19 protein-coding genes are annotated in these 23,132 nt (G+C 38.0%); 6 read left to right on the top strand and 13 right to left on the bottom strand.

The window, feature by feature from the left end; translation table 11 throughout:
* Window positions 1-15: 15 nt before the first annotated feature.
* The 4 genes from AC2A1G_RS09230 to AC2A1G_RS09215 all read right to left on the bottom strand — a co-directional run bounded on the left by AC2A1G_RS09230 (window position 16) and on the right by AC2A1G_RS09215 (window position 8,201).
* The gene (locus tag AC2A1G_RS09230; RefSeq protein WP_484046631.1) at window positions 16-2,067 is read right to left on the bottom strand and encodes a heavy metal translocating P-type ATPase; all 2,052 of its coding nucleotides are present in this window, start codon (window positions 2,065-2,067) and stop codon (window positions 16-18) included.
* A gap of 18 nt (window positions 2,068-2,085) precedes the next feature.
* Window positions 2,086-3,339, bottom strand: coding sequence for an efflux RND transporter periplasmic adaptor subunit (locus AC2A1G_RS09225; RefSeq protein ID WP_484046630.1), 1,254 nt, complete (start codon window positions 3,337-3,339; stop codon window positions 2,086-2,088).
* Between the two features lies 1 nt (window position 3,340).
* On the bottom strand, window positions 3,341-7,705 hold the full coding sequence (locus AC2A1G_RS09220) for a CusA/CzcA family heavy metal efflux RND transporter (RefSeq protein ID WP_484046629.1): 4,365 nt from the start codon (window positions 7,703-7,705) through the stop codon (window positions 3,341-3,343).
* Window positions 7,706-7,841: 136 nt separating this feature from the next.
* Window positions 7,842-8,201: a DUF6660 family protein gene (locus tag AC2A1G_RS09215; RefSeq protein WP_484046628.1), complete on the bottom strand. Its 360-nt coding sequence runs from the start codon at window positions 8,199-8,201 to the stop codon at window positions 7,842-7,844.
* A gap of 330 nt (window positions 8,202-8,531) precedes the next feature.
* Here AC2A1G_RS09215 and AC2A1G_RS09210 point away from each other — a divergent pair, with 330 nt between their 5' ends.
* Window positions 8,532-10,997: a glycoside hydrolase family 95 protein gene (locus AC2A1G_RS09210; protein ID WP_484046627.1), complete on the top strand. Its 2,466-nt coding sequence runs from the start codon at window positions 8,532-8,534 to the stop codon at window positions 10,995-10,997.
* 77 nt (window positions 10,998-11,074) lie between these two features.
* Here AC2A1G_RS09210 and AC2A1G_RS09205 read toward each other — a convergent pair whose 3' ends face one another.
* Window positions 11,075-11,863, bottom strand: a complete 789-nt coding sequence (locus tag AC2A1G_RS09205) for an SDR family oxidoreductase (protein WP_484046626.1) — start codon at window positions 11,861-11,863, stop codon at window positions 11,075-11,077.
* Between the two features lie 174 nt (window positions 11,864-12,037).
* Between AC2A1G_RS09205 and AC2A1G_RS09200 the strand changes: the two genes are divergently transcribed.
* The 4 genes from AC2A1G_RS09200 (at window position 12,038) to AC2A1G_RS09185 (ending at window position 15,167) form a co-directional block, all read left to right on the top strand.
* Entirely contained in the window at window positions 12,038-12,868 is an 831-nt protein-coding gene (locus tag AC2A1G_RS09200) for a helix-turn-helix domain-containing protein (RefSeq protein WP_484046625.1), read from the top strand.
* A gap of 85 nt (window positions 12,869-12,953) precedes the next feature.
* Window positions 12,954-13,520: a nuclear transport factor 2 family protein gene (locus AC2A1G_RS09195; RefSeq protein WP_484046624.1), complete on the top strand. Its 567-nt coding sequence runs from the start codon at window positions 12,954-12,956 to the stop codon at window positions 13,518-13,520.
* A 79-nt stretch (window positions 13,521-13,599) separates the two neighbouring features.
* Entirely contained in the window at window positions 13,600-14,433 is an 834-nt protein-coding gene (gene ygiD / locus AC2A1G_RS09190; protein WP_484046877.1) for a 4,5-DOPA-extradiol-dioxygenase, read from the top strand.
* A gap of 68 nt (window positions 14,434-14,501) precedes the next feature.
* Window positions 14,502-15,167, top strand: a complete 666-nt coding sequence (locus AC2A1G_RS09185) for an alpha/beta hydrolase (RefSeq protein ID WP_484046623.1) — start codon at window positions 14,502-14,504, stop codon at window positions 15,165-15,167.
* A gap of 69 nt (window positions 15,168-15,236) precedes the next feature.
* Here the strand turns inward: AC2A1G_RS09185 and AC2A1G_RS09180 are convergent, their stop codons facing one another.
* The 8 genes from AC2A1G_RS09180 to panB form a co-directional block, all read right to left on the bottom strand.
* Entirely contained in the window at window positions 15,237-15,950 is a 714-nt protein-coding gene (locus tag AC2A1G_RS09180; RefSeq protein WP_484046622.1) for a hypothetical protein, read from the bottom strand.
* 43 nt (window positions 15,951-15,993) lie between these two features.
* Entirely contained in the window at window positions 15,994-16,482 is a 489-nt protein-coding gene (locus AC2A1G_RS09175; RefSeq protein ID WP_484046621.1) for a YybH family protein, read from the bottom strand.
* 130 nt (window positions 16,483-16,612) lie between these two features.
* Window positions 16,613-17,788, bottom strand: a complete 1,176-nt coding sequence (locus tag AC2A1G_RS09170) for an iron-containing alcohol dehydrogenase (RefSeq protein WP_484046620.1) — start codon at window positions 17,786-17,788, stop codon at window positions 16,613-16,615.
* Window positions 17,789-17,864: 76 nt separating this feature from the next.
* Window positions 17,865-18,737, bottom strand: a complete 873-nt coding sequence (locus AC2A1G_RS09165; protein ID WP_484046619.1) for a helix-turn-helix domain-containing protein — start codon at window positions 18,735-18,737, stop codon at window positions 17,865-17,867.
* A gap of 26 nt (window positions 18,738-18,763) precedes the next feature.
* Window positions 18,764-19,372 carry a Crp/Fnr family transcriptional regulator gene (locus AC2A1G_RS09160; RefSeq protein ID WP_484046618.1) on the bottom strand — a complete coding sequence of 203 codons (609 nt, stop codon included), beginning with the start codon at window positions 19,370-19,372 and terminating at the stop codon, window positions 18,764-18,766.
* A 137-nt stretch (window positions 19,373-19,509) separates the two neighbouring features.
* On the bottom strand, window positions 19,510-20,385 hold the full coding sequence (locus AC2A1G_RS09155; protein ID WP_484046617.1) for an SDR family NAD(P)-dependent oxidoreductase: 876 nt from the start codon (window positions 20,383-20,385) through the stop codon (window positions 19,510-19,512).
* A gap of 51 nt (window positions 20,386-20,436) precedes the next feature.
* Window positions 20,437-21,108, bottom strand: a complete 672-nt coding sequence (locus AC2A1G_RS09150; RefSeq protein ID WP_484046616.1) for a YceI family protein — start codon at window positions 21,106-21,108, stop codon at window positions 20,437-20,439.
* Between the two features lie 109 nt (window positions 21,109-21,217).
* Window positions 21,218-22,063 carry a 3-methyl-2-oxobutanoate hydroxymethyltransferase gene (gene panB, locus AC2A1G_RS09145; RefSeq protein WP_484046615.1) on the bottom strand — a complete coding sequence of 282 codons (846 nt, stop codon included), beginning with the start codon at window positions 22,061-22,063 and terminating at the stop codon, window positions 21,218-21,220.
* A 153-nt stretch (window positions 22,064-22,216) separates the two neighbouring features.
* Between panB and AC2A1G_RS09140 the strand changes: the two genes are divergently transcribed.
* A complete protein-coding gene (locus tag AC2A1G_RS09140; RefSeq protein ID WP_484046614.1) occupies window positions 22,217-23,131 on the top strand; it encodes a helix-turn-helix domain-containing protein in 915 nt (304 codons plus the stop codon).
* Window position 23,132 lies beyond the last annotated feature (1 nt).

Here is a 23,132-nt window from a genome sequence, read left to right as displayed (position 1 = left end):
CATACGTGTAAAATTTTATTGGAATTTCATTTTCTGGATCCTCACTGCATTTAAAATTGCCAGTAAAGCTACTCCTACATCCGCAAAAACGGCTTCCCACATTGTTGCCAATCCGCCTGCTCCAAGAATAAGAACTACCCCTTTTACTGCGAAAGCCAGGATAATATTCTGCCAGACAATTTTTCTTGTTTGTTTTCCAATATTAATTGCCATCGGTATTTTGGATGGCTTATCATCTTGAATAACTACATCTGCGGTTTCAATAGTTGCATCACTTCCAAGTCCACCCATAGCAATTCCTACGTCACTCAGGGCAACAACAGGCGCATCATTTACACCATCTCCCACGAAAGCCACTGTCTCGTTTCGAGATTTGATTTCTTTAACTTTTTTGACTTTATCTTCAGGTAATAAGTCTCCAAAGGCATTGTCAATTCCTAACTGTTGAGCTACGAATTTTACAACCGTACTTTTATCTCCGCTCAGCATTGTAGCTTTTACATTCAGGCTGTTTAATTTTTCCACTGCTTGTTTTGCATCTTCCTTAATACTATCAGCAATCGTGATATAGCCTGCGAATTTCCCATCATATGCAATAGCAATCACAGTATATATAATTTCTGATGGATCAATGTCATATTGGATACTAAACTTGTCCATCAATTTGAAATTCCCTACCAATAGCTCCTTTCCTTTGGCATTCGCTTTCAGTCCGTGTCCTGCGATTTCTTCTATATTATGAAGATCTAAAGATTGATCTATTTTGCCCACATAATCGTGGATTGCCGTGGCAACTGGATGTGTACTTTTGCTTTCTAAAGCATTGACCATTTTCAGCAATTCATCCTTATCAAATTCCGGTTTGATGTTGACTTCCTGAACCTTGAAGACACCTTCTGTCATTGTTCCGGTTTTGTCCATTACGACATTCTGAATATTGGCAATAATATCCAGGAAGTTACTTCCTTTAAACAAGATCCCATTTTTTGAAGCCGCGCCAATTCCCCCGAAATAACCTAATGGAATACTGATGACCAAAGCACACGGACATGAAATAACCAGGAAAACCAGGGCTCTGTAAAGCCAATCCCTGAAAATATATTGATCTACAAAAAAGTATGGCAAAAGACATATTATTACAGCTAAGCCCACAACGATCGGTGTATAGATCCTTGCAAATTTTCGGATAAAAAGTTCGGTTGGTGCTTTCTGAGCCGTTGCATTCTGTACCATTTCCAGTATTTTGCTCAACTTACTGTCTTCGTAAGCCGTTATCACTTTTACCTGGGCAATGGTTTGGAGATTGATCATTCCTGCCAATACACTTTCGCCTTTGTTTTTTGTATCAGGTTTGCTCTCACCAGTCAAAGCAGCCGTATTGAATGATGCTGAATCGCTTATTAATTCCCCATCCAAAGCTAACTTTTCACCTGACCTTAATTGGATGATATCGCCAATTTTTGCCTGATCTGCAGGGATGGTTTTAGGCTGATTGTTTTCAAGGATGGTTACTTCGTCAGGACGCTGATCCAGGAGTGCTTTGATATTACTTTTCGCTCTTGAAACTGCAAGCGTCTGGAATACTTCACCAACGCTGTAAAACAACATGACCGCCACACCTTCCGGATATTCCCCAATTGCAAATGCGCCAACTGTCGCAATACTCATCAGAAAAAACTCCGAAAAAATATCGCCTTTTATGATGCTTTCATAAGCTTCTTTCAGAACTGGCAGACCAACGGGAATATAAGCAACTGCATACCATATAATTCTGACCCAGTCTTTGAACCACCCCTGCGGAATGAAATTATCGATTACTATCCCTGCCAAAAGCACGAAGAAAGAAACAATTGCCGGCAAAAACATGTGGAATGTTGTTTTATCAGAATTATCGTGCTCGTGGTCGTGACCATCGTCATCGCTGTGTTTTTCAGGTTTGCCTTTCTTGGAAGAACAGCATCCGTCATCCTCAATTATTTTTTTAGCACCTGCTTCTTCGTAGATTTTCTCTTCCTGTGGAGTTGGCTTTTTCTCAGGATGATTTTCGTGATGTATATTATTTGACATTGTAATTTATCTATTTGATTAATGTTCGTGTTCTCCCGAATTACTCAATTTTGCATTGACAAAAAATGCTCCTTTCACCACCACTTCGGCATCTTTTGAAATTTCATTGACTGTCGTTATTGCCGTGTAACCCATATCAGAAGAACCTTTCACCACTTCAATCTTTTCAAAATTAATGGCTTTTGATTCTTTCTTTGGCGCTTTTTGTTCGTCCTGATGTTCGCTTTCTTCTTCGTGATGTTCTTCCGGTTTTTTATCAGTTTTAATGAAAATGTAGTATTTGCTGTCGGCTTCTACAATCGCTTCGTTAGGAACTGCGGATGTTGTACTTTTATCAAGACTTACGATTCCTGTGATGTTCATTCCATCTATTAATCCGGCTTTATTTCCTGTGACTGAACAGTGAACCGAGATGGTTTTGCTGTCATTTTCAAAAGATGAACCGATGCTGTAAATCTTAGCATCGTACTCGGTTTCGGGATTGTTAGTGAGTTTAAAATGAACGATTTGTCCAACTTTCATTTTAGGCATATCTTTTTCAAAAACCTGTAAATCCAAATGTAAAGAACCATTGTCAATCACTTCTGCAACAGGCGAGGAAATGTCGACATAACTTCCTATCTTCGAAGAAATATTGCTGACCGTTCCGCTGATTGGCGATGTAATAACTAAGCCAGACCTTAGATTTCCATTGCTGATATTCGCAGGATTAATTCCCATGATCTGAAGCTGTCTCTGCAAAGATGAACGTTGTGTTCTCAGAGTTTTCAGTTCAGCATCGGAACTTTGAAGGTTTTTCTTGGCTCCCGCATCATTATCAAACAATTCTTTTTGTCTTCTGTATTCCTGCTCTGCAAATGCAATCCTGCTTTTTACTGTTAGATATTGCTCCTGCAACTGGATATATTCCGGATTTGAAATGGAGGCAATTACCTGCCCTTTTCTTACAAAATCCCCGATTTGTACATTTAACGTTTTAATAATTCCGCCATACATTGACGTGATAGTCGCTTTGTTATTATTGGGAACTCGCAATGCACCGTTTGCTTTAATCGTAGAAGTCAGTTCTTTCATTTCGATTTTTCCCAAAGTGATGCCGACCGCTTTCATTTGTTCTTCCGTAAGGCTCGCAATGGTTTGTGGAGCTTCCTCGCCGTGTTCTTCGGTTTGCTCGGTTTTAATTTCACTTTCAGATTCTGTAGAAGCTTTCTTTTTTCCGCAGCTTACGAGAAAAACTAAGGCAAAAACTGTGTACATAATATGTTGTTTCATTTTATTGATCGATTAAAGAATTAATGTTAATTACAGACTGGTTGACTTGCTGAATGGATTCCAGATATTTCAGCTGAATATTGGTTGCGGTCTGTAAGGCAAAAAGATACTCAACGTAGGAAATTTCTCCGGTTTTGTAACCAAGTTGACCTGCCTTCACGATTTTTTCGGCATTAGGCAAAGCCTGATTGACGTAATATTCATATTGTTGAACGTCCTGCTGATATTGGCTCAACGCATTTTCTAACTGAGCGGTCAATTGTTTTTGTTGCAGTTTAGCATTGGATTCAGCGATTTGTTTCTGATAATCCAAAGATTGAATTCTCGCTTTGGTAGCGCCAAACGTCAACGGAATTGAAATACCGACGTTGGCAACATTGAACCTATTTCCAGCATTATAATATTTTTCCTGCCCATTCACAGTATGAAAACCAATAATCGACTGATTTGTGTAACCCAAACTGAACTCCGGCAAACCTTGTGATTTTTCTACATTTTTATTTTTCTCTGCAATTTCCATTTCCTGATAAAAAGCTTTAACCGTTGGATGACTGGCAATGGCTATGCTGTCCAGAACATATTCTGCCTTCAGTGGCTGATAATTTTTATTAAGTGGAATCTCGATTTCATCATCTGTATTGAGCAGAGTTTTCAGATTTTTGTAGGCATTTTTAAGATAGATTTTATTCTGATTCAATAAAAGATTGATTTCTCCTTTCTGAGTTTCCGCTGTGCTGATTTCTATTTTCTTGATGTCACCCGCATTAAATCTTACTGTTGCAATTCTGATAAAATCCTGATACAAACTGTCGAGTTTCATCAGTTTGGTCTGATTGTAATGCAGATATTCAATCTGATAAAAATAAGTTCTCACCTGTTTTGCCAATTCGTTAGCCGTAATTTCTCTGTTGATTTGTTTTCCTTTAATTTCTTCATTAATCAAATCCTTTCTTGCTTTAAACAAAGTAGGAAAAGGAATACTCTGAGAAATCGAAAACGACTGGTCAAATTTCGGACTGTTGTATTGCCCCAACTGCGCATTGAAATTCATTTTCGGAAGTTCATTGGCTGTTGGTTTCAAAGCTTCAGAAACTTTAATATCTAAATCTTTTGATTGGATTGAATAATTATTGCTTAAAGCCAATTCTGTTGCCTGTTCTACCGATAACGTTTTCGTAGTTTGGGCATTCAAAGTTTGTCCGAATAATAAAAACCCAAAAACCACAATCGTTGTAAAAGCTTTCATTTTAAAATGATTTTTTCTGAATTTAGTATTAAAAATAATATATAACATTGGCAAAACAAACAACGTCAGGAACGTTGCGGTTATCAATCCACCAATCACAACGGTTGCCAAAGGCTTCTGAACTTCCGCTCCGGCTCCGGTTGAAATGGCCATCGGCAAAAATCCTAATGAAGCTACCGCAGCAGTCATCAGAACAGGTCGAAGTCTGGTTTTGGTCCCTTCAAAAACACGTTTCAAAATATCGGTTTCCCCATCTTTTTCCAATTGATTAAATGTTCCTATGAGAACTATTCCATTTAAAACTGCCACACCAAATAATGCGATAAAACCAATTCCGGCACTGATACTGAAAGGCATATCTCTTATCATCAAAGCGAAAATTCCACCAATCGCACTCATTGGAATGGCGGTAAAAATCAATGCAGCCTGTTTGAACGATTTAAATGTAAAATAAAGCAGTAGAAAAATCAGAAGCAAAGAAACAGGAACAGCAATCATCAGACGTTTGCTTGCCGCCTGAAGATTCTCAAACTGTCCGCCATACGTGAAATAATATCCTGAAGGCAACTTGATTTGTTTATCCAATTTTGTCTGAATATCATTCACCACACTTTCTACATCACGGTCTTTCACATTAAATCCAATCACAATTCTTCGTTTTCCTTCTTCTCGGCTGATTTGTGACGGACCGAGTTTATAGCTGATATTAGCCACTTGAGAAAGCGGAATCTGATTTCCTGTATCTGTAGAAATCATCAGATTGTTGACGTCATCAATATTGGTTCTGTGAAGGCTGTCTAAACGAACAACCAGGTCAAAATGTCTTTCATTTTCAAAAACCTGACCTGCGGATTTTCCGGCGAAAGCGGTACTCAAGGTATTATTGACATCTTCGATATTCAGTCCGTAGTTTGCCATTCTTGTCCGGTCATATTCCACATTGATTTGCGGAAGCCCGCTGATGCGCTCAATCTGAGGAGCAGTTGTACCGTCAACGGTTTGAATTACCTTATTCACATTTTCAGCATAAATGGCAAGAGAATCCAGATTTTCACCAAAAATTTTCACTGCTACATCTTGCCGGATTCCTGTCATCAATTCATTAAAACGCATCTGTATCGGCTGGTTTTTCTCAAAGAAAACGCCGGGAATCAGTTCTAATTTTTCTGAAATTTCGTCAGCCAGTTCATCATAGGATTTTTTGATTTTCCAATCGCTTTGTGGTTTTAGAACAATAATTAAATCAGAAGCTTCCGGAGGCATTGGGTCGGTAGGAACTTCAGCAGAGCCAGTTTTTCCCACAACCATTTTTACTTCCTCAAAACTTTTGATAATTCTTGAAGCCTGCATCGATGTCTCGACACTTTGGGTCAATGAACTTCCCTGTGGTAAAATGCAGTGGAATGCAAAATCACCTTCTTGTAATTGTGGGATAAATTCGCCTCCCATTCTTGAAAAAATCACGATACAAACTGAAAACAAAATAACTGTGGCAGAAACGATGATGTATTTTAACTGTAAAGCTTTTCGTAATAAAGGCTGATAAATACTTTGAAGCTTGTTCATCATTTTATCCGAGAAATTTTCTTTTGTAGAAATTGTTTTAGATAAAAATAAGGCACTCATCATCGGAATGTAAGTCAGTGAAAGAATCAAGGCTCCTAAAATCGCAAAACCTACTGTTTTAGCCATCGGAGTGAACATTTTCCCTTCGACACCGACTAAAGTTAAAATTGGAATGTAAACTATTAAGATAATAATTTCGCCAAATGCTGCGCTGTTTCTGATTTTCGAAGCGGAAAGGAAAACTTCTTCATCCATCTCAGACTGCGTGAGTTTTTGAGTGGATTTTCTTAATCCTAAATGATGAAGTGTTGCTTCCACAATAATCACGGCTCCATCTACAATCAATCCAAAATCTATTGCGCCTAAGCTCATTAAATTGGCACTGACTCCGAAAACATTCATCATTCCCAATGCAAAAAGCAATGCCAAAGGAATAGCAGAAGCAACAATCAATCCCGCTCGGAAATTCCCTAAGAAAATCACAAGAACGAAAATCACAATCAATGCGCCTTCAATCAGATTTTTTTCAACCGTATTGATGGCTCTTCCAACCAAATCGGTTCGGTCAAGAAATGGTTCGATGACCACATCGTTGGGTAAAGATTTTTGGATGGTTGGGATTTTATCTTTAATTAAATTGACGACTTCATTGCTGTTGGCACCTTTCAGCATCATTACAATCCCACCAACGGCATCTACCTGACCATTGTAGGTCATTGCACCATAACGGATGGCGCTTCCCAATCTAACATCAGCAACATCTTTTATAAAAATCGGAACGCTTCCCGTTTTATTAATGATGGCAATGTTTTTAATATCTTCAAGAGAAGTCACAACGCCGATTCCACGGATGAAATAGGCATTTGGTTTTTTGTCGATGTACGCACCACCCGTATTCTGATTGTTTTTTTCCAATGCCGTGAAAAGGTCTGTGATACTTACTCCCATTGCCCTGAGACGATTGGGGTCGACGGCGACTTCATACTGCTTGAGTTCGCCACCGAAACTGTTGACTTCTGCAACGCCGGGCGTTCCGTTCAGCTGTCTTCTGACAATCCAATCCTGCATTGTGCGCAGTTCTTTGGATGAATATTTCTTTTCGCTTCCTTTTTTCGGATGAAGAATATATTGGTAGACTTCGCCTAAACCTGTACTGACTGGCGAAAGTTCCGGTGTTCCAACACCTTTCGGGATTTCCTCGGCTGCTTCTTTTAAATTTTCACTAATGAGCTGTCGGGCAAAATACACGTCAACATTTTCTTTAAAAACGACAGTAATGACTGACAATCCGAATCTTGAGATGCTTCGGGTTTCCTCGATATCAGGAATATTGGCAATGCTCTGCTCAATGGGGAAAGTCACCAATTGTTCCACTTCCTGTCCGGCCAAAGTTGGACAAACGGTAATGATCTGAACCTGATTATTGGTAATATCAGGAACTGCATCTATCGGTAATCTGGTGGCGCTCCAAACGCCCCAAATAATCAACAACAAGGTCATTATGCCAATGACAATCTTGTTCTTGATGCTAAATTTTATGATTTTATCTAACACAGAATTTGATTTAATTTTTTATTGAAATTGCTGCAGAATAATGAGCAGACGAGTAAAATCATCATTCAGAATACAGCAAACGTACTATTGTAGACACTGCATCAAATGCAACGTCTTTCAAAAACTTGATAAAAAATTAAATCTTAGGAGGTTGCCAGATATGGTCGTAAACCTGATAGGCAATATTGTTCTTGTGAAAAAGAATCTTTTTGGAAAAATAGACCAGAATAGTTGAAGGAATTTCGAATAAAGGTTCAATCTTAAAAGCAGTAACTGTTATTTGACAACAGCTGCAAAAACAGAAAGGGGAACAGGTATCATCTTTCTCTGTAGAATGAGAATTCTCTCCATTCGGTAAAATTTCAGAATGATTAACAGAAACCGACTGTGCATTAACATCACTGCAAGGCATTATCAATAATGCCATGAAGTAGATCGTCAATATTAGTCTTAGAAATTTCACCTGACAAATGTATAAAAAATAGTTCGCATACATTCACATATTTGCTGCTTTAAATCAAATAACCTAATCTTGAATTTAATGAAAAAATGTGAATATTTTGTGTAATCAATTACTTTTTAGTGAGATGCTGGTAGTTTTTGGTAATTGAAATGAACTGCAAAGCACATGAAATCATTAAAACGAAGCAGTTAAAAATTAAAAAAAAATGACACAATAAAATGATTATCAAATCATTAAACAGTAGAAATCGCTCCCTTATCATATACTTAAAGATATGGCTGCATATTATTTAAAATCATTAGTTTTAAAATACTATCCTATCGTTTCAGAATGACGCTGGATTGAAACATAATTATAAAAAAAATGACCAGAAGTAATATAGCATTTTTTATCGTCGGAACAGTAATCTCAATTTCCGTTCACGCACAGCAAAATTTAAAACTAAATTATAACAAACCTGCAGAAAACTGGAATGAGGCTTTGCCCATCGGAAACGGAAAGCTGGGCGCAATGGTTTTTGGTGGAGCCATCCAGGAGCATCTGCAGTTGAATGAAGAAACCATTTGGGCTGGTGAGCCCGGAAATAATGTTCCAAAAAATACGTTTGACAGTATTAAGAAAGTTCGCCGGTTAATCAATGAAGGTCAGTTTGAAAAAGCTCAGGATCTTACCAACAATACTTATCCGAGAACAGCTCCTAAAGATTTAAATTACGGAATGCCATACCAAACTATGGGCGATTTGTTTTTGGACTTTAAAGGCCATGAAAACTTCAAAAATTATAACAGAACTTTAGATATAGAAAAGGCAATCAGCACAGTTTCTTACGAAGTTAATGGTGTGACTTTCAAACGTGAAATTTTTTCGTCATTTGCGGATAATGTGATTATGATTAAATTAACTTCCAGCAAAAAAGGAAGTCTTAATTTCAATATCAATGCTTCTACTCCACATCTGAAAAAATCAATTTTTACTGAGAAAAACCAATTGGTCATCAACGGAACAAGCGGCTCCGTGGATAACAAAACAGGTAAAATTAATTTTAAAACCATCGCTCTTCCCGTTTTAAAAGGTGGAAAACTGACGTCGACCGAAGATCAATTAAATATTTCAGGAGCTGATGAAGTGGTCATTTATGTTTCTATTGCCACCAATTTTAAAAAATACAATGACCTTAGCGGAAATCCTGATGCGAGAGTTTCAGAATATTTAAAATCAGCTTTAAATAAAAAGTACGACGCTGAACTCAAGGCTCATATTGATAAATATCAAAAATATTTCAAACGGGTAAGTCTAGATTTGGGAACAAATGAGCAGGCGAAAAAAACAACCGATATCAGAATCAAAGAGTTTGGAAATTCCAGCGACCCGGATTTGGTGGCTCTCTATTTTCAGTTTGGAAGATATCTTTTGATTTCCTCGTCACAACAGGGAACGCAGCCCGCAAACCTTCAGGGAATCTGGAATTATCAATTGAATCCTGCGTGGGACAGCAAATACACAGTTAACATTAACACAGAAATGAATTACTGGCCGGCAGAAAATACCAATCTTTCCGAAATGCACGAACCTTTGTTTGATATGATTCAGGATTTGTCGGTTACCGGACAAGAATCTGCCAAAGAAATGTACCATGCAAGAGGCTGGAATATGCACCACAACACAGACCTTTGGAGAATTACAGGAATTGTGGACGGCGGTTTCTATGGAATGTGGCCGATGGGCGGCGCATGGCTTACCCAACACGTCTGGAACCATTTTCTGTATACCGGAGATAAAGAATTTCTGAAGAAAAACTACGAAGCTTTGAAAGGCTGCGCCTTATTTTATTTGGATGTACTCCAACAAGACCCTTCGAAAAAATATCTTGTTGTGTCGCCATCAATGTCTCCAGAAAATAAGTACTTTAAAAATGTAAGCATCACTGCAGGAACTACGATGGACAATCAGTTGGTATTTGATGTGTTTAATAATTTCATCAATGCTTCCAAAGCTTTAAATCAGGACAAAGGTCTTTCGGATGAGATAAAATCGGCTTTGAGCAAACTTCCGCCAATGCAAATCGGACAACACGCCCAATTACAGGAATGGCTCACCGATATGGACAGAACCGATGATAAGCACAGACATATTTCTCATCTGTACGGTTTGTTTCCATCAGGTCAGATTTCGCCATTCAGAAACGCAAATTTAGCGGAAGCAGCAAAGAATTCTATGATTTACCGTGGCGATAAATCCACAGGTTGGTCAATGGGTTGGAAGGTAAACTGGTGGGCAAGATTATTGGATGGAAACCGAGCTTTTAAATTAATTTCCGATCAATTGTCACCTCCACAAGTGATAACGAAAGGAGAATCCGGTGGAACCTATCCTAATCTTTTGGATGCGCATCCGCCGTTTCAAATCGACGGAAATTTTGGCTGTACATCAGGGATTGCAGAAATGTTGTTGCAAAGTTATGATGGTTATCTTTACTTACTTCCAGCACTTCCCGATGCTTTAGCAAACGGCTCTGTGAAAGGATTAAAAGCAAGAGGTGGTTTTGAAATTGATATGGACTGGAAAAATTCCAAGCTGACAAAACTGACCATCAAATCTACTTTGGGTGGAAATGCGAGAATTAGATTTGCAAAAGATATTCAGCTAAAATCAAAAACAACTTTCATCACGGCAAAAGGTGAAAACCCCAACGAATTTTATCAGGTTAATGCTATCAAAACGCCTTTGAAATCTGATAAGGCTGAAATGAAAGGATTCGCTGTTACAGAAACTCAACTTTTTGATTTTAATACTGAAAAAGGTAAAACTTATAGTTTTGAGGTGAAATAATTTAACCTTTACTTGAACTAAAAACTCCTGATAAAAAATATTTATCAGGAGTTTTTTTTATTATAAAGTTTTTAACTCTAATAAATATTCGCCAAACCACCATCCAACGGAATACTCGTTCCGGTAATGTAAGCCGCATATTCTGACGCCAAAAATGCTACGAGATGACCGTATTCTTCAGGTTTTCCTAAACGTTTCATCGGGATTTTGTTTTCTCTGGCTTCTTTAATTTCTTCAGGTGATTTTCCAGTTTGTTCAGATTCAACTTTAATTAATTTCTGAATTCTCTCGGTATCAAAATAGCCGGTCAACACGTTATTGATGGTCACATTATGTTGCGCCACTTCATTAGACAAAGACTTTGACCACGCCGCAACCGCAGAACGGATGGAATTTGAAAGCACTAAATTATTGATAGGTTCTTTCACAGACAACGAGGAAACATTGATGATTCGTCCGTTCTTTTGTTCAATCATATAAGGTAAGGCCAAAGCGGTCGTCTCGCAAACGGTTTTGAAAAGCAAATCGAAAGCTTTCTGAAAATCATCAACGCCTTTATCGACCGCCATTCCCGGCTCGGGACCGTTTGTATTGTTGACCAGAATATCGATATTGTTTTCTTTAAAATAATTTGAAATAATCGTTTTAAAACTTTCAAAATCAGAAAAATCCGCAACGAGATATTGGTGTTTTTGATGTTCGTTAATGACAGGAAGTTCAGCAACAGAATTTTTAAGTTTCTCTTCATTCCGAGCCATTATAGTTACGTTAGCTCCGCATTTTGCGAGTTCGGTGGCGATACCTAATCCTATTCCTTGCGTAGCTGCACCGACTAGAGCGTTTTTATTTTTGAGGTCAATATTCATAACAGATTATTTTTAAGCTATTGTTGATTTTAATCAAACTGTATTAAGAGATAAATTTACCAAAAGATAAGTTTGGAAATAGCAATCTGGCTGAATAATTTATCTATTGCAGCAGTACAAAATAATGATTGTTGTAAAGCAAATTTCATTAAATTTATTGTTTAATTTAAGTAGATGAATGACATTTTTAAAATGTTCAAAATAGATTTAGCTGAATCCCAAAGAATCAGCCAGTTAGACAATGAACCACACAACCACGATTTCGAAGAATTACTCATTGGAAAATCAGGTCAGCTGGAACATTTTATCGATTTTAAATCTCAGGTTATGGACGCGCCGTTCGTCAGCTTCATTGCGCAGGGCAAAGTTCATCGCGTGAGACCATTGGCAAAAGATGGAAAATGTGACATCTGGGCGATTCGTTTTAAAAGTGAATTCATTGCTAATACGGTTTTTCAGCTCTACTCTACGTATCACGACAAAGCGAACATTTGTCTGAAAACAGATGAATGTTTTGACAGATTGAATGTCATTTGTGAAATTATCTTTCAGGAATACAATCAACCAAACCCCGATTTGTCAGTTATACGACAATTGCTCAGCAGTCTATTTACAATTATTGAGTCCGAACGAAAAAAACTCAACCTCAATAATGATGAATCCAAAAAAATCCAGAGCAATACGTTCAAGAATTTTTTAAAACTTCTCGATGAGCATTTTATGGAAGCCAAAGATGTGAATTTCTATGCAGAGAAGCTTTTTATGAGTACAAGAAACTTGAATCTTATCTGTCAGGATATTTTGCATCAAAGCGTCTCAGAAATTATTGAAACCAGAAAACTGACCGAAGCCAAAAATCTCCTAATCACCACCGATAAGACTATTGCGGAGATTGGCTACGAGCTTGGCTTTAATGAAAAAACCTATTTTACCCACGCTTTTAAAAAGAAATCCGGCTTCACGCCTTCGGAGTACCGAAAAGAAATGGCAAAGATCATTTCCTAAAATCACAACTATTCTGCCGATTTGTGTTATCTCTTCATATCGTTTGTTTCGGAAATTTGTACCATAATTTTTAAACAAACAAAAAATGAAAACATCATTCTTAACAAAAGGATTAATCGCTGCAGCATTCGTAACAATGTTCACAGCCAACGCACAAACTAAAAAGTCAGCTGAATCTGATAAAGCTTTAAAACAAATTAAAGAATTAGCTGCGTCCAACGAAATTATCGCTAAAAACTTAGCCACTTTCGACACTTTGGATTACACCGTATTCAGCAACAGAGACTGGACGAGACTTCACGAAAGCCACGCCAAAGATATCCTGGTACATTTCCCGGACGGACACACCGAAAAAGGAATTGAGCAACACATCAAAACTTTGGACGCAATGTTCGTTTACGCACCGGATACAAGAATCAAAGAACACCCGTTTAAATTGGGTAGCGGAAATATGACTGCCGTGATGGGTTATATGGAAGGGACTTTCACCAAACCAATGCCGCTTGGTGACGGAACATTCATTCAGCCAACAGGTAAAAAATTCAAACTGCCAATGGCAACCATCGGAATCTGGAACACAGACGGAACAATGAGCGAAGAGTATCTGTTCTGGGACAACAAGTCTTATATGGACCAAATTATGAACAAATAACAAATCTGGTTACAGGTTTTTTATGAATAGAAAAGATTTTTTAAAAGCTATGGCACTTTTACCACTTGGAGCCGCTGCGATGAAACTCAATACATTGCACAGTTTAACAGACAATCTGGCTCCCACAGAACGAATGCCGGTACTTTTTTTGGGACACGGAAACCCGATGAATGCAATTGATGACAACATCTTTACAAAGGGTTTCCAGGCTGTCGCAAAAACATTGCCGAAACCGAGAGCAATCCTTTGCATCTCTGCACACTGGGAAACCAAAGGAACATTTGTGACCGCAATGCAGCAGCCACAGACCATTCACGATTTTGGCGGATTTCCTCAGGCATTATTTGATGTGCAATATCCTGCGCCGGGAAGTCCGGATTTGGCTTTGGAAACACAGAAACTCATTACTTCGACACAAGTTGGACTGAATGAAGACTGGGGGCTTGACCACGGATGCTGGACGGTTGTAAAATTTCTTTATCCCAACGCAGATATTCCTGTTGTCGAAATGAGTATGGACTATACCAAAGGTCCTGAATATCATTATGCTTTAGGAAAAGAACTTTCAGCATTGAGAAGAAAAGGCGTCTTAATTATCGGAAGTGGTAATACCGTTCACAATCTGAGAATGGCCGCGTGGGATAAAATGATGGTTCCAGGATATGCTTTTGACTGGGCAACAACTGCGAATGAAAAACTGAAAAACCTCATCACAGATGGCGACCACAAATCTTTAATCAGATATGACCAGTTGGGAAAAGAAGTTCAAATGTCTATCCCAACTCCTGAACATTATTTACCTCTACTCTACACGTTGGGCTTACAAGAAAAAGATGAAAAGGCGACCATCTTCAATGACGGTCTGGTGGCAGGTTCACTGAATATGATGTCGGTAAAAATCGATAAAGCGTGATAAAAACAAAGTATGTTTGGGCGTTTGCTTTTTTAGCGTCCATAATTTTAATCAGTTTAAGTTTTAAAATGATAACAACAGACAAAAAACCGAGCTTACATTATTTGGTAAGACAACCCAAAATAAAAACGGAGAAAACACCATTGGTTATTTTAATGCACGGTGTGGGAAGCAATGAACAGAATATGTTTTCTTTTGCAGATGCTTTACCAGACAACTTTTTGGTAGTTTCCGCAAGAGGACCTCTGACTTTAAGACCCAATGGCTATGCGTGGTTTCAGGCGCAGATTATGCCGGACCGTTCTATCATCAATGAGGAGCAGGCGGAAAACTCAAGAAAAGAAATCATACAGTTTATTGATGATTTGAAAAATGTGGAGGATTTCGATGAAGAGCAGGTGTATCTGATGGGATTCAGTCAGGGTGGAATTATGAGTTACAGCGTGGCTTTGACGGAACCTGAAAAAATAAAGGGAATCGCCGTGATGAGCGGAAGATTGCTTTCTGAAGTAAAACCACTCATTGTATCAGATGAAAGACTGAAAAAGCTGAATATCTTTGTTTCCCACGGAACACACGATTCTGTTTTGAAGTTCGGATATGCAACAGACGCTGTAGATTATCTTCGCAGCAAAGGTTTACAGCCTGAGTTCCATCAGTATATGGAAGACCATACTATTAACCAGCAGATGTTGGGCGACGTTGTGAAATGGCTTTCCAATCAGTCGAAATAATCTCAATTATACATAAAAAAACAGGAACAATTTAAATATCGTTCCTGTTTTTTTATAACTGACTTCAAATTATTGAGCCGGATAAATTTTCAAATTCCTAAAATATCCTTCCGTTCCTATATCTACAAAAAGCCCTACAAAACCGGATGCATCTGCGCCCATTTTCAGGTCGTTCACAATCAGATTCGGTTGTTTTGCATTGTCAATGTAGAGTTTTGCTTTCGCTCCTTTCACTTCAATTTTAAGTTTTATCCAACGGTTCAAAGCCATATCCGCATAAGTTTCGTAAACGCCAGGCGCTGATTTCCTTGAATCGGTAAATTTAAAATCAGGATAAGAAAAATACTGGATGCTTCTGTTTCGTCTCAGCTGGTCGTCTGCCATTCCGTTGGTTGGTCGGATGTATATGCTCTCGAATTTTGAATTGTCATCATTAATTCTAAAAGCCAGACCGATAAATCCTCTGGCGTGCTCCGGCGCATCCGGAAGCAATCTTGAAAGGACTTCCACCTCGATCACTCCATCTTTGAATTGCAGATCATTCAGTTTAACATAGGTCGCTTCATCATCTTTTACCACTGATTTTGACTTGATGACTTTCACCGCTTTCTTTCCTTCGATTTTTTCTATTGAAACTGAAGTTTGCACCGCTGTAAAATTTGAATCTTCAAGTTTGATATTCTGTGCGGAAATATTGGATGTCGAAATCATTAAAGTAGTTACTAGGGGTAAAGATATTAAAGACTTCTTCACAACTTTTTTAAATTTGATAATTCTAATCATATTTTAGTTTTAAAAAAAGCCGAAAAAATTCCGGCTCATTTTGTTATTTTGATTTGTTGTACATATATCTTGCAATCTTCCACTGTCCGCCAACTTTTTTCAAAACAAAAGTTTCCCTGAAATCATCCTCAACCGTTTGGTTGCTTGATTTGATGACAAAAGAACCCTTGGAAGTAGACGCTACAAATGCGTAATCTTTATCAACAACAACCTCGCCAAGCGAAACATTCAGGTTGTATTTAAAATTATCAAACACATATTGAAACGTTCCTTTAACCTGCTCAGAACCAGTCGCTGTTGGCGCACCAGGAGCCAAAAGAACACCATCTGTTGTAAATAAAGACACCACTTTTGAAGCGTCTGAACTGTTCAAAGCTGCAAAGTAATCTTTCACAAGTTTTTCAACTTGTGTTTTATCTGAAGTCGATTTTGCAGAAACTTCTTTTGTATTTTGTTTTTGTGCATTCACTGTGGATGAAAATCCCATCGAAAGTGCGAACACTGCAAGCGCTGTAATTGCTGTTTTCTTCATAATTTTTTATTATTAAATATTGAAACAAAACTACCGTTAATGATTCATAGGCCTCCATAAACAAGATTAAGAAAAACCCTTAAACTAGTTTAAGGGTTTATACAAATTGGATGGTTTTACTTAATTTGAATTACAAAGCTACATTTAAAACTTTTTCCTCGGAATAAACAAGACCTTCATAACAAGCGTTATAAATATCTTTCAACTCTTCAACGGTTGGTTTTCTTGGGTTGAAACCTGTACAAGGGTCCAAGAAAGCATTGTTTGCCATAAAATCCAGGTTCTTGTCCCAATCTTCACGAGAAATCCCGAATTCTTTGATTGACGATTGGTTGTTAACTTCAGTTCTTAGATTTTCGATAGCTTGAGCCAATTCTTCTGTAGTTTCTTTACCAATTACTTTAGCCAAATCAGGAAAACGACTGCTTTCTTTTGAGTTGAAACGAATCACATTCGGTAAGAAAATGGCGTTTGCAGCACCGTGAGGAACGCCAAACAAAGCACCAACCTGATGAGATAATGAGTGAACAATTCCCAACCAAGCATTGTTGAAAGCCAATCCTCCCATAAAAGAAGCATCGTGCATATTCTGACGGGCTGTGATATTAGTTGGATTTTGTACCGCTTCTTTCAGATTGTCAAAAACGATTTTCAAACCACCTTTAGAAAGTGCATCTGTAAAATTATCGTCGATGTTTGAAACATAAGCTTCCACACAATGTGTCAAGGCATCCAATCCTGTGTTAGAAGTTACGTGAGCTGGCATCGATGCGCAGATTTCTCCATCAATGATTGCAATGTCAGGAGTCAATTCGTAAGAAACGATTGGATATTTTACACCTTTTTCACGGTCTGTGATTACGGCAAGACCTGTTGTTTCAGTTCCTGTTCCGCTGGTTGATGGGATGGCAATGAATTTCGCTTTTTGTCTTAAGGTAGGAACGGTGAAAGGTGTGATCATTGCTTCGAAGTCAGCATCAGGATATTCATAGAAAACCCACATCATTTTTGCTGCGTCGATTGCTGAGCAACCACCGATTCCAACAATCCAGTCCGGCTGAAATTCCTTCATCATCTCTGCACCTTTGAGGCAAGTTTCTGATGACGGGTCTTCCTCAACACCTTCATAAGTTTTAGTTTCGATTCCTGCTTCATTGAGATAAGCGATGGCTTTGTCCAGAGTTCCGCTTTTTTTCATCGAACTTCCGCCGGTTACCAAAACTGCTTTTTTACCTCTGATATTTTTTAATTCTTCAAGACTTCCAGCGCCGTGGAACACCTCTCCAGCTATAAATAACTTACTCATTTTTGTATTATATTTTGCGTTAAAATTATAGTACAAAGGTAGGTCAGTCAGAAAGCGAGGTGTTATATAATTGGGTCTATCTGTTATAAATTTGAGCCAGTTCTTCCTGAAGTTCGGTTGGCGTTTCCTTTAATTTTGTTTTTACGAATTTGTTGAGTGCTGAAGGTGAGCTGAATCCCAGTTCCAATGAAATCTGCTTATGGGAAAGGTCTGAAAACAATAATAATCTTTTGATTTCCTGCATAATACGGTTATGAATGGCATTGATGGCTGTTTCATCACAATGCTTTTTGCTAATATTGTTCAGCTTCTTGGTAGTGATTGCCAATTTTGAAGCGTAATACTGCACGGTTCGCTCATTTTTGTAGCGTTCGTTCAGCATTTTTTTGAAACGAATATACAGTGTTTTATCACTTTCGTGTTGTAAAACCGGATGCTGACCGTGAACCAATTCAATCAATCCAAGAAGAAAAATTTTGATATAAAAACGCGCCTGCTCTTTTCGGACAAGACTTGGGTCGAGATAAACATTCTCAATATCAACAGCGAGCTTCTTTGACTGTTCAAATTCTGACGGTGAAAGAAAGACACAATTGAGATGCGTCGCTAAATCAACATTGTAGGAAAGCAGTTCGTTTTTTAGAATATCAGAACAAAAAAGAATTTCTTCAAACAGAATAATTTTACCTGAAATATCCGAAGAAATTTTGCTGATGAAAGAAATCTGTTCAGGAAAAATAATCGATATTTTACCCGCATTGAGTTTGAACTTTTGGTCTTCAATCTGCAATTCCATCTCTCCCGACTCCACCAAAAAAATACAGAAGTGGTCCTTCTTGTGAGGTCCGAGATAATTTTCTAGATTCGATGGCGTCAAATCAAAAGCCCTGAAAGACAAATTCTGGTCTTCGGGTTTTTGTATATTTTTTTTAATTTCTAAACGTTCCAAATTCTAAATTTTAATCATTAACAAGGTCATTTTTTCTTCACAATATTCTTTCTCACTTTGCTCAGAAATTCTGAGGTAATTCCCAGATAGGAAGCAATCTGTGTATTGGGTAATCTCTTAATCAATTCTGGAAAATCTCTCTGAAAATTAAGGTACCTTTCTTCGGCCGTAAAACTGATGCTTTGTAATATTCTGTCCTGAAAATTGATAAACTTCCTTTCGTTGATAATCCTGAAATTCCGGTCAAACTTATGATAATTGATATATAAATAAAGCAGGTCTTCGTGACTGATTTGCAGAACGACCGACGGTTCCAGAGCCTCGATGCTCAGTCTGCTCGGTTTCTCATCATAAAAACTTTGGATATCGGCAATCCATTCATTTTCAATCGCAAATTGTAGATTGTGTTCTTTAAAATTGGAATCCACCGCATACATTTTGAAACATCCGGAAACCACAAACGAAATATGTCCACAGACATTCCCTTCCTGCAGCAGAACACCTTTTCTTTTGAGTACTTTCTTTTTGAAAAGCCTTCTAACCTCTTCCTCCTCTTTTTCATTTAAAGCAAAAGAACTGTTGAAACTGCCAATCAATACATCCAATGGGTTTTCTAAATTTTGACTTCTATCCAAAGTGTTATTTTTTTAAATATATGTAAAGATATTATTTTAGAATCATCTCAAATTTGAAAGTAGAAAAATCAAAAGACATCTAAAATGAGATGTCTTTCGAAAATATGTAATAATTAATCAAAAAAATTGATCCAAATTTAAAATGCACTGTCTACAACGCCACCATCCACACGCAATGCTGCACCTGATGTTGCTGAAGATAGCGGGCTTGCTACGTACACTACAAGATTAGCAACTTCTTCAGTCGTAGCCCAACGCTCAATGACAGACGAAGGTCTTTTTTCTTTAATAAAATCTATCTGAGCCTGCTCAACAGAGATTCCTTTTTCTGCAGCAATTTTATCAAACATCTTTTCTGTTCCTTCGGCTAAAGTTGGTCCGGGAAGAACAGCATTCACGGTGACATTAGTTCCTTTCATCAATTTTGCCAGACCTCTGCTTAAAGCTAAATAAGCTGTCTTTGTAACTCCGTAAAGAATCATATCTTCAGGAATATTAATGGCAGATTCACTGGAAATAAAAATAATTCTACCCCAATTTTTGGCTTTCATTAAAGGCGCATAATGACGAGATAATCTTACGCCACTCAAAACATTCACCTCAAAATCGTTGAGCCATTCTGCATCTTCCGTCGTTTCAAAAGGCTGGTCGCCATAAACGCCAACATTGTTGACCAAAATATCGATTTCGGGCAAAGCTTTGATTAAATCATTAACTTCAGAAACCTTAGAGAAATCTGCCGCAATTCCTTCTACAACTGCATCCGGAACTTCCTTCTTCAGTCTGGTAATCGCTTCATTTATTTTCTCATCTGTTCTTCCATTGATATAAACGGTGGCTCCTTCACGAAGAAGTCCCAAGGCAATTCCAAAACCTATTCCGCCTGTAGAACCTGTGACCAGAGCTTTCTTTCCTTTTAACTGTAAATCCATTTTAATTTTATTATTAAAGCGTACATCTTCTGTATGAAGTGTAATTTTCAAAGTTCCACTAAAAACAGAAGATGTACGCATAAACTAGTTGAAGAATCTATCTTAAACTAGTGTAAGATTGATAATGTTATTTTAAGGTTTCGTTGCTTTCACGTCAACGCCTATCTCAATATCTTTGCTAATCATCCATTCTGCAGGGTCTGCTTCGTTAGTTCCGAATTTGATTCCCCAATCTGTACGGTTTACGGTCAATTTTGCTTTCACAGAAACTGTTTTGTCAGCAACCTGTACATTGGCAGGAAAAGTTACATTCAACGTTTTTCCCTGTAAAGTCAGGTTACCACTGATGGTTTTGTTGGCACCTTCCACAGCATCGGTTGTAGCCGCAGCCAAGTCTTCAACTTTGGTCACTTTAAATTCCGCAGTCGGATTTTTTTCTACATCAAAGAAGTCTGCACTTTTCAGGTGCCCTTCCAATTCAGCATAGTTTTTATCTTTTTCGGTAACAGAAGCAGGGTCAACTTTCAATGATTTCATATCGATTACAAATTCTCCAGCGTTCAACTGTCCGTCAGCTAAAGACAATTCTCCTGATGATACCGAAAGTGTTCCCCATCTTGGTGCAAATCCACCTTTGTGAAATGCTTTCCAATTCACAACTGAAGATGTAGTATCAACAGCAAAAACATCTCCTTGCTTTTCAGCAACCTGCTGTTCCTGAGAAGGCGTTTGTGTAGAATTTTTGTTACAAGAAGCAAGAAGTAAACCTACTCCTGCCAATGCGATAATGCTTAATTTTTTCATTTTGAAATTATTTTTAATTAATTATACTGCAAATTTCCAAAAAACGGCGTCCTAAAAATTACACTTATCGGAAGAATGATTGTGATTTTGAGTAATTGCCTGCTTAAAATCAGACAACTTCTTTGGTCGGATTTTCATATGACTCGCTGACAGATGGAAAATCGCTGTTTTTGACATCAAGAATATAATTATTTACCGCTTTCTTGACTGTATCGCCCAATTCTGCATATTTGCGTACGAACTTTGGCAAGAATTCCTGATTCAATCCGAGCATATCGTGGACGACCAAAACCTGACCGTCAACCTGCGAACCTGCACCGATCCCGATAACCGGAATCCTCAACGACAGAGCGATTTCTTCTGCCAAAGCTGCAGGAACTTTTTCCAATGTAACGGCAAAACATCCTACTTCCTCTAAAAGTGCGGCATCATTTTTAAGTTTTTGCGCTTCCATTTCAGATTTTGCACGCAATCCGAATCCGCCATATTGATGTACCGACTGAGGCATCAGACCGAGATGTCCCATTACGGGAATTCCAGCGGCAATTATTTTTCTGATATCGGGCAACAGCTCCTCTCCGCCTTCTATCTTCAAAGCTTCAGCTCCGGTCTCTCTCATAATTCTGATGGCGTTGTGCAAGGAATCTATCGGGTCACCGGAACACGTTCCGAAAGGCATATCGACAACAATAAGCGCATTCTTCACCGCTCTTTTTACAGACTTGGCGTGATAAATAATTTCATCGAGCGTTACGCTTAAAGTAGTTTCATAACCAGCCATTACATTACCGGCAGAATCTCCAACAAGGATGGCATCAATACCAGCCTGGTCGACCAATTTTGCCATAGTATAATCGTAAGCAGTCAACATACTTATTTTTTGGCCTTTTTCCTTCATTTTTCTGAAAACCTGGACGGTAACTTTACTTTTAGCTGTTGCTTTATTTACTGACATTTCTTTTGAATAGATATTAGCTGGTTGATGATCTTTGATAACAAAGTGAATTCACAAAGATCGCATTGCTCATTCGTCTATCACATAGAAAAAAGAAAGCAACATATATCTAAAAGTAAGATAAAGATCTTTATATTTGTTAAAAGCTGCATAGTGACCACGGTAAAATCAAATAAAGAGCTTGAAGTCAAAGAACTTGAACTTTCTGAGATCAGCAAAAATATTGGATTGGAAATGAATGATTCCGATCTGATCATTTATGACTCTTTGAAGTACGATTCGGAAATTTTTGAGAACAAGCCTTTTCGCTCAGGACATTTCTCCATCATCTTTATCATCAAAGGCCTCTTAACTTTGAAAGTCAACCTTCTGGAATATCAGTTGAAAGAGGATGGTGTTATCATTATTCCGCCTTCAGCAATCAGACAGTTCAAATGGGAAAATAACGAGACCCATTTCATTTCTCTCCTCTTCACGCCTGATTTTTTGAAGACCTCTGGGATTTTAGGAAAATATTTTAATGTTGCCAATTTTATAAGAGAAGGCCTACCATCCTACAGAACTATCCACGGAAATGATAAGAAGCTACTGATTGATCTGATCAAAATTATGGCAGAACTTCAGGAGCGGAAAGATGATCAGGAACTTCATTCTGAAATGGTCAAAAATGTCTTCAAGTCGATTCTCCTCAAAGTAAAAACTTATTATGATGAGATGGAGACCGACCAGGATTACTCGAATACGCTCATTTACAAATTCATTAAACTATTATCACAATTTTATCTCACCAGCAGAGAAGTTACGTTCTATTCTGAGAAATTGTCCATTAATGAAAAGTATCTCTCGCAGCTTCTCAAGAAGAAAACCGGAAAGACAGCGCGGCAGTTTATCACAGAAATGGTGGTTTTGGAGGCCAAAGTTTTGTTGGATAACAAAGCGTTGCCCGTAAAACAGATCGCAGATCATCTGAACTTTGAAAACCAGTTTCATTTCAGTAAGTTTTTCAAGCAATATTCCGGGATATCTCCGAACAATTACCGCAAGCAGCTTTATGAGATCACTATTTGAT

This window comes from Chryseobacterium sp. HNCC26DJ240, assembly GCF_057180485.1.
This window is presented reverse-complemented; position numbering and strand designations above follow the sequence as displayed.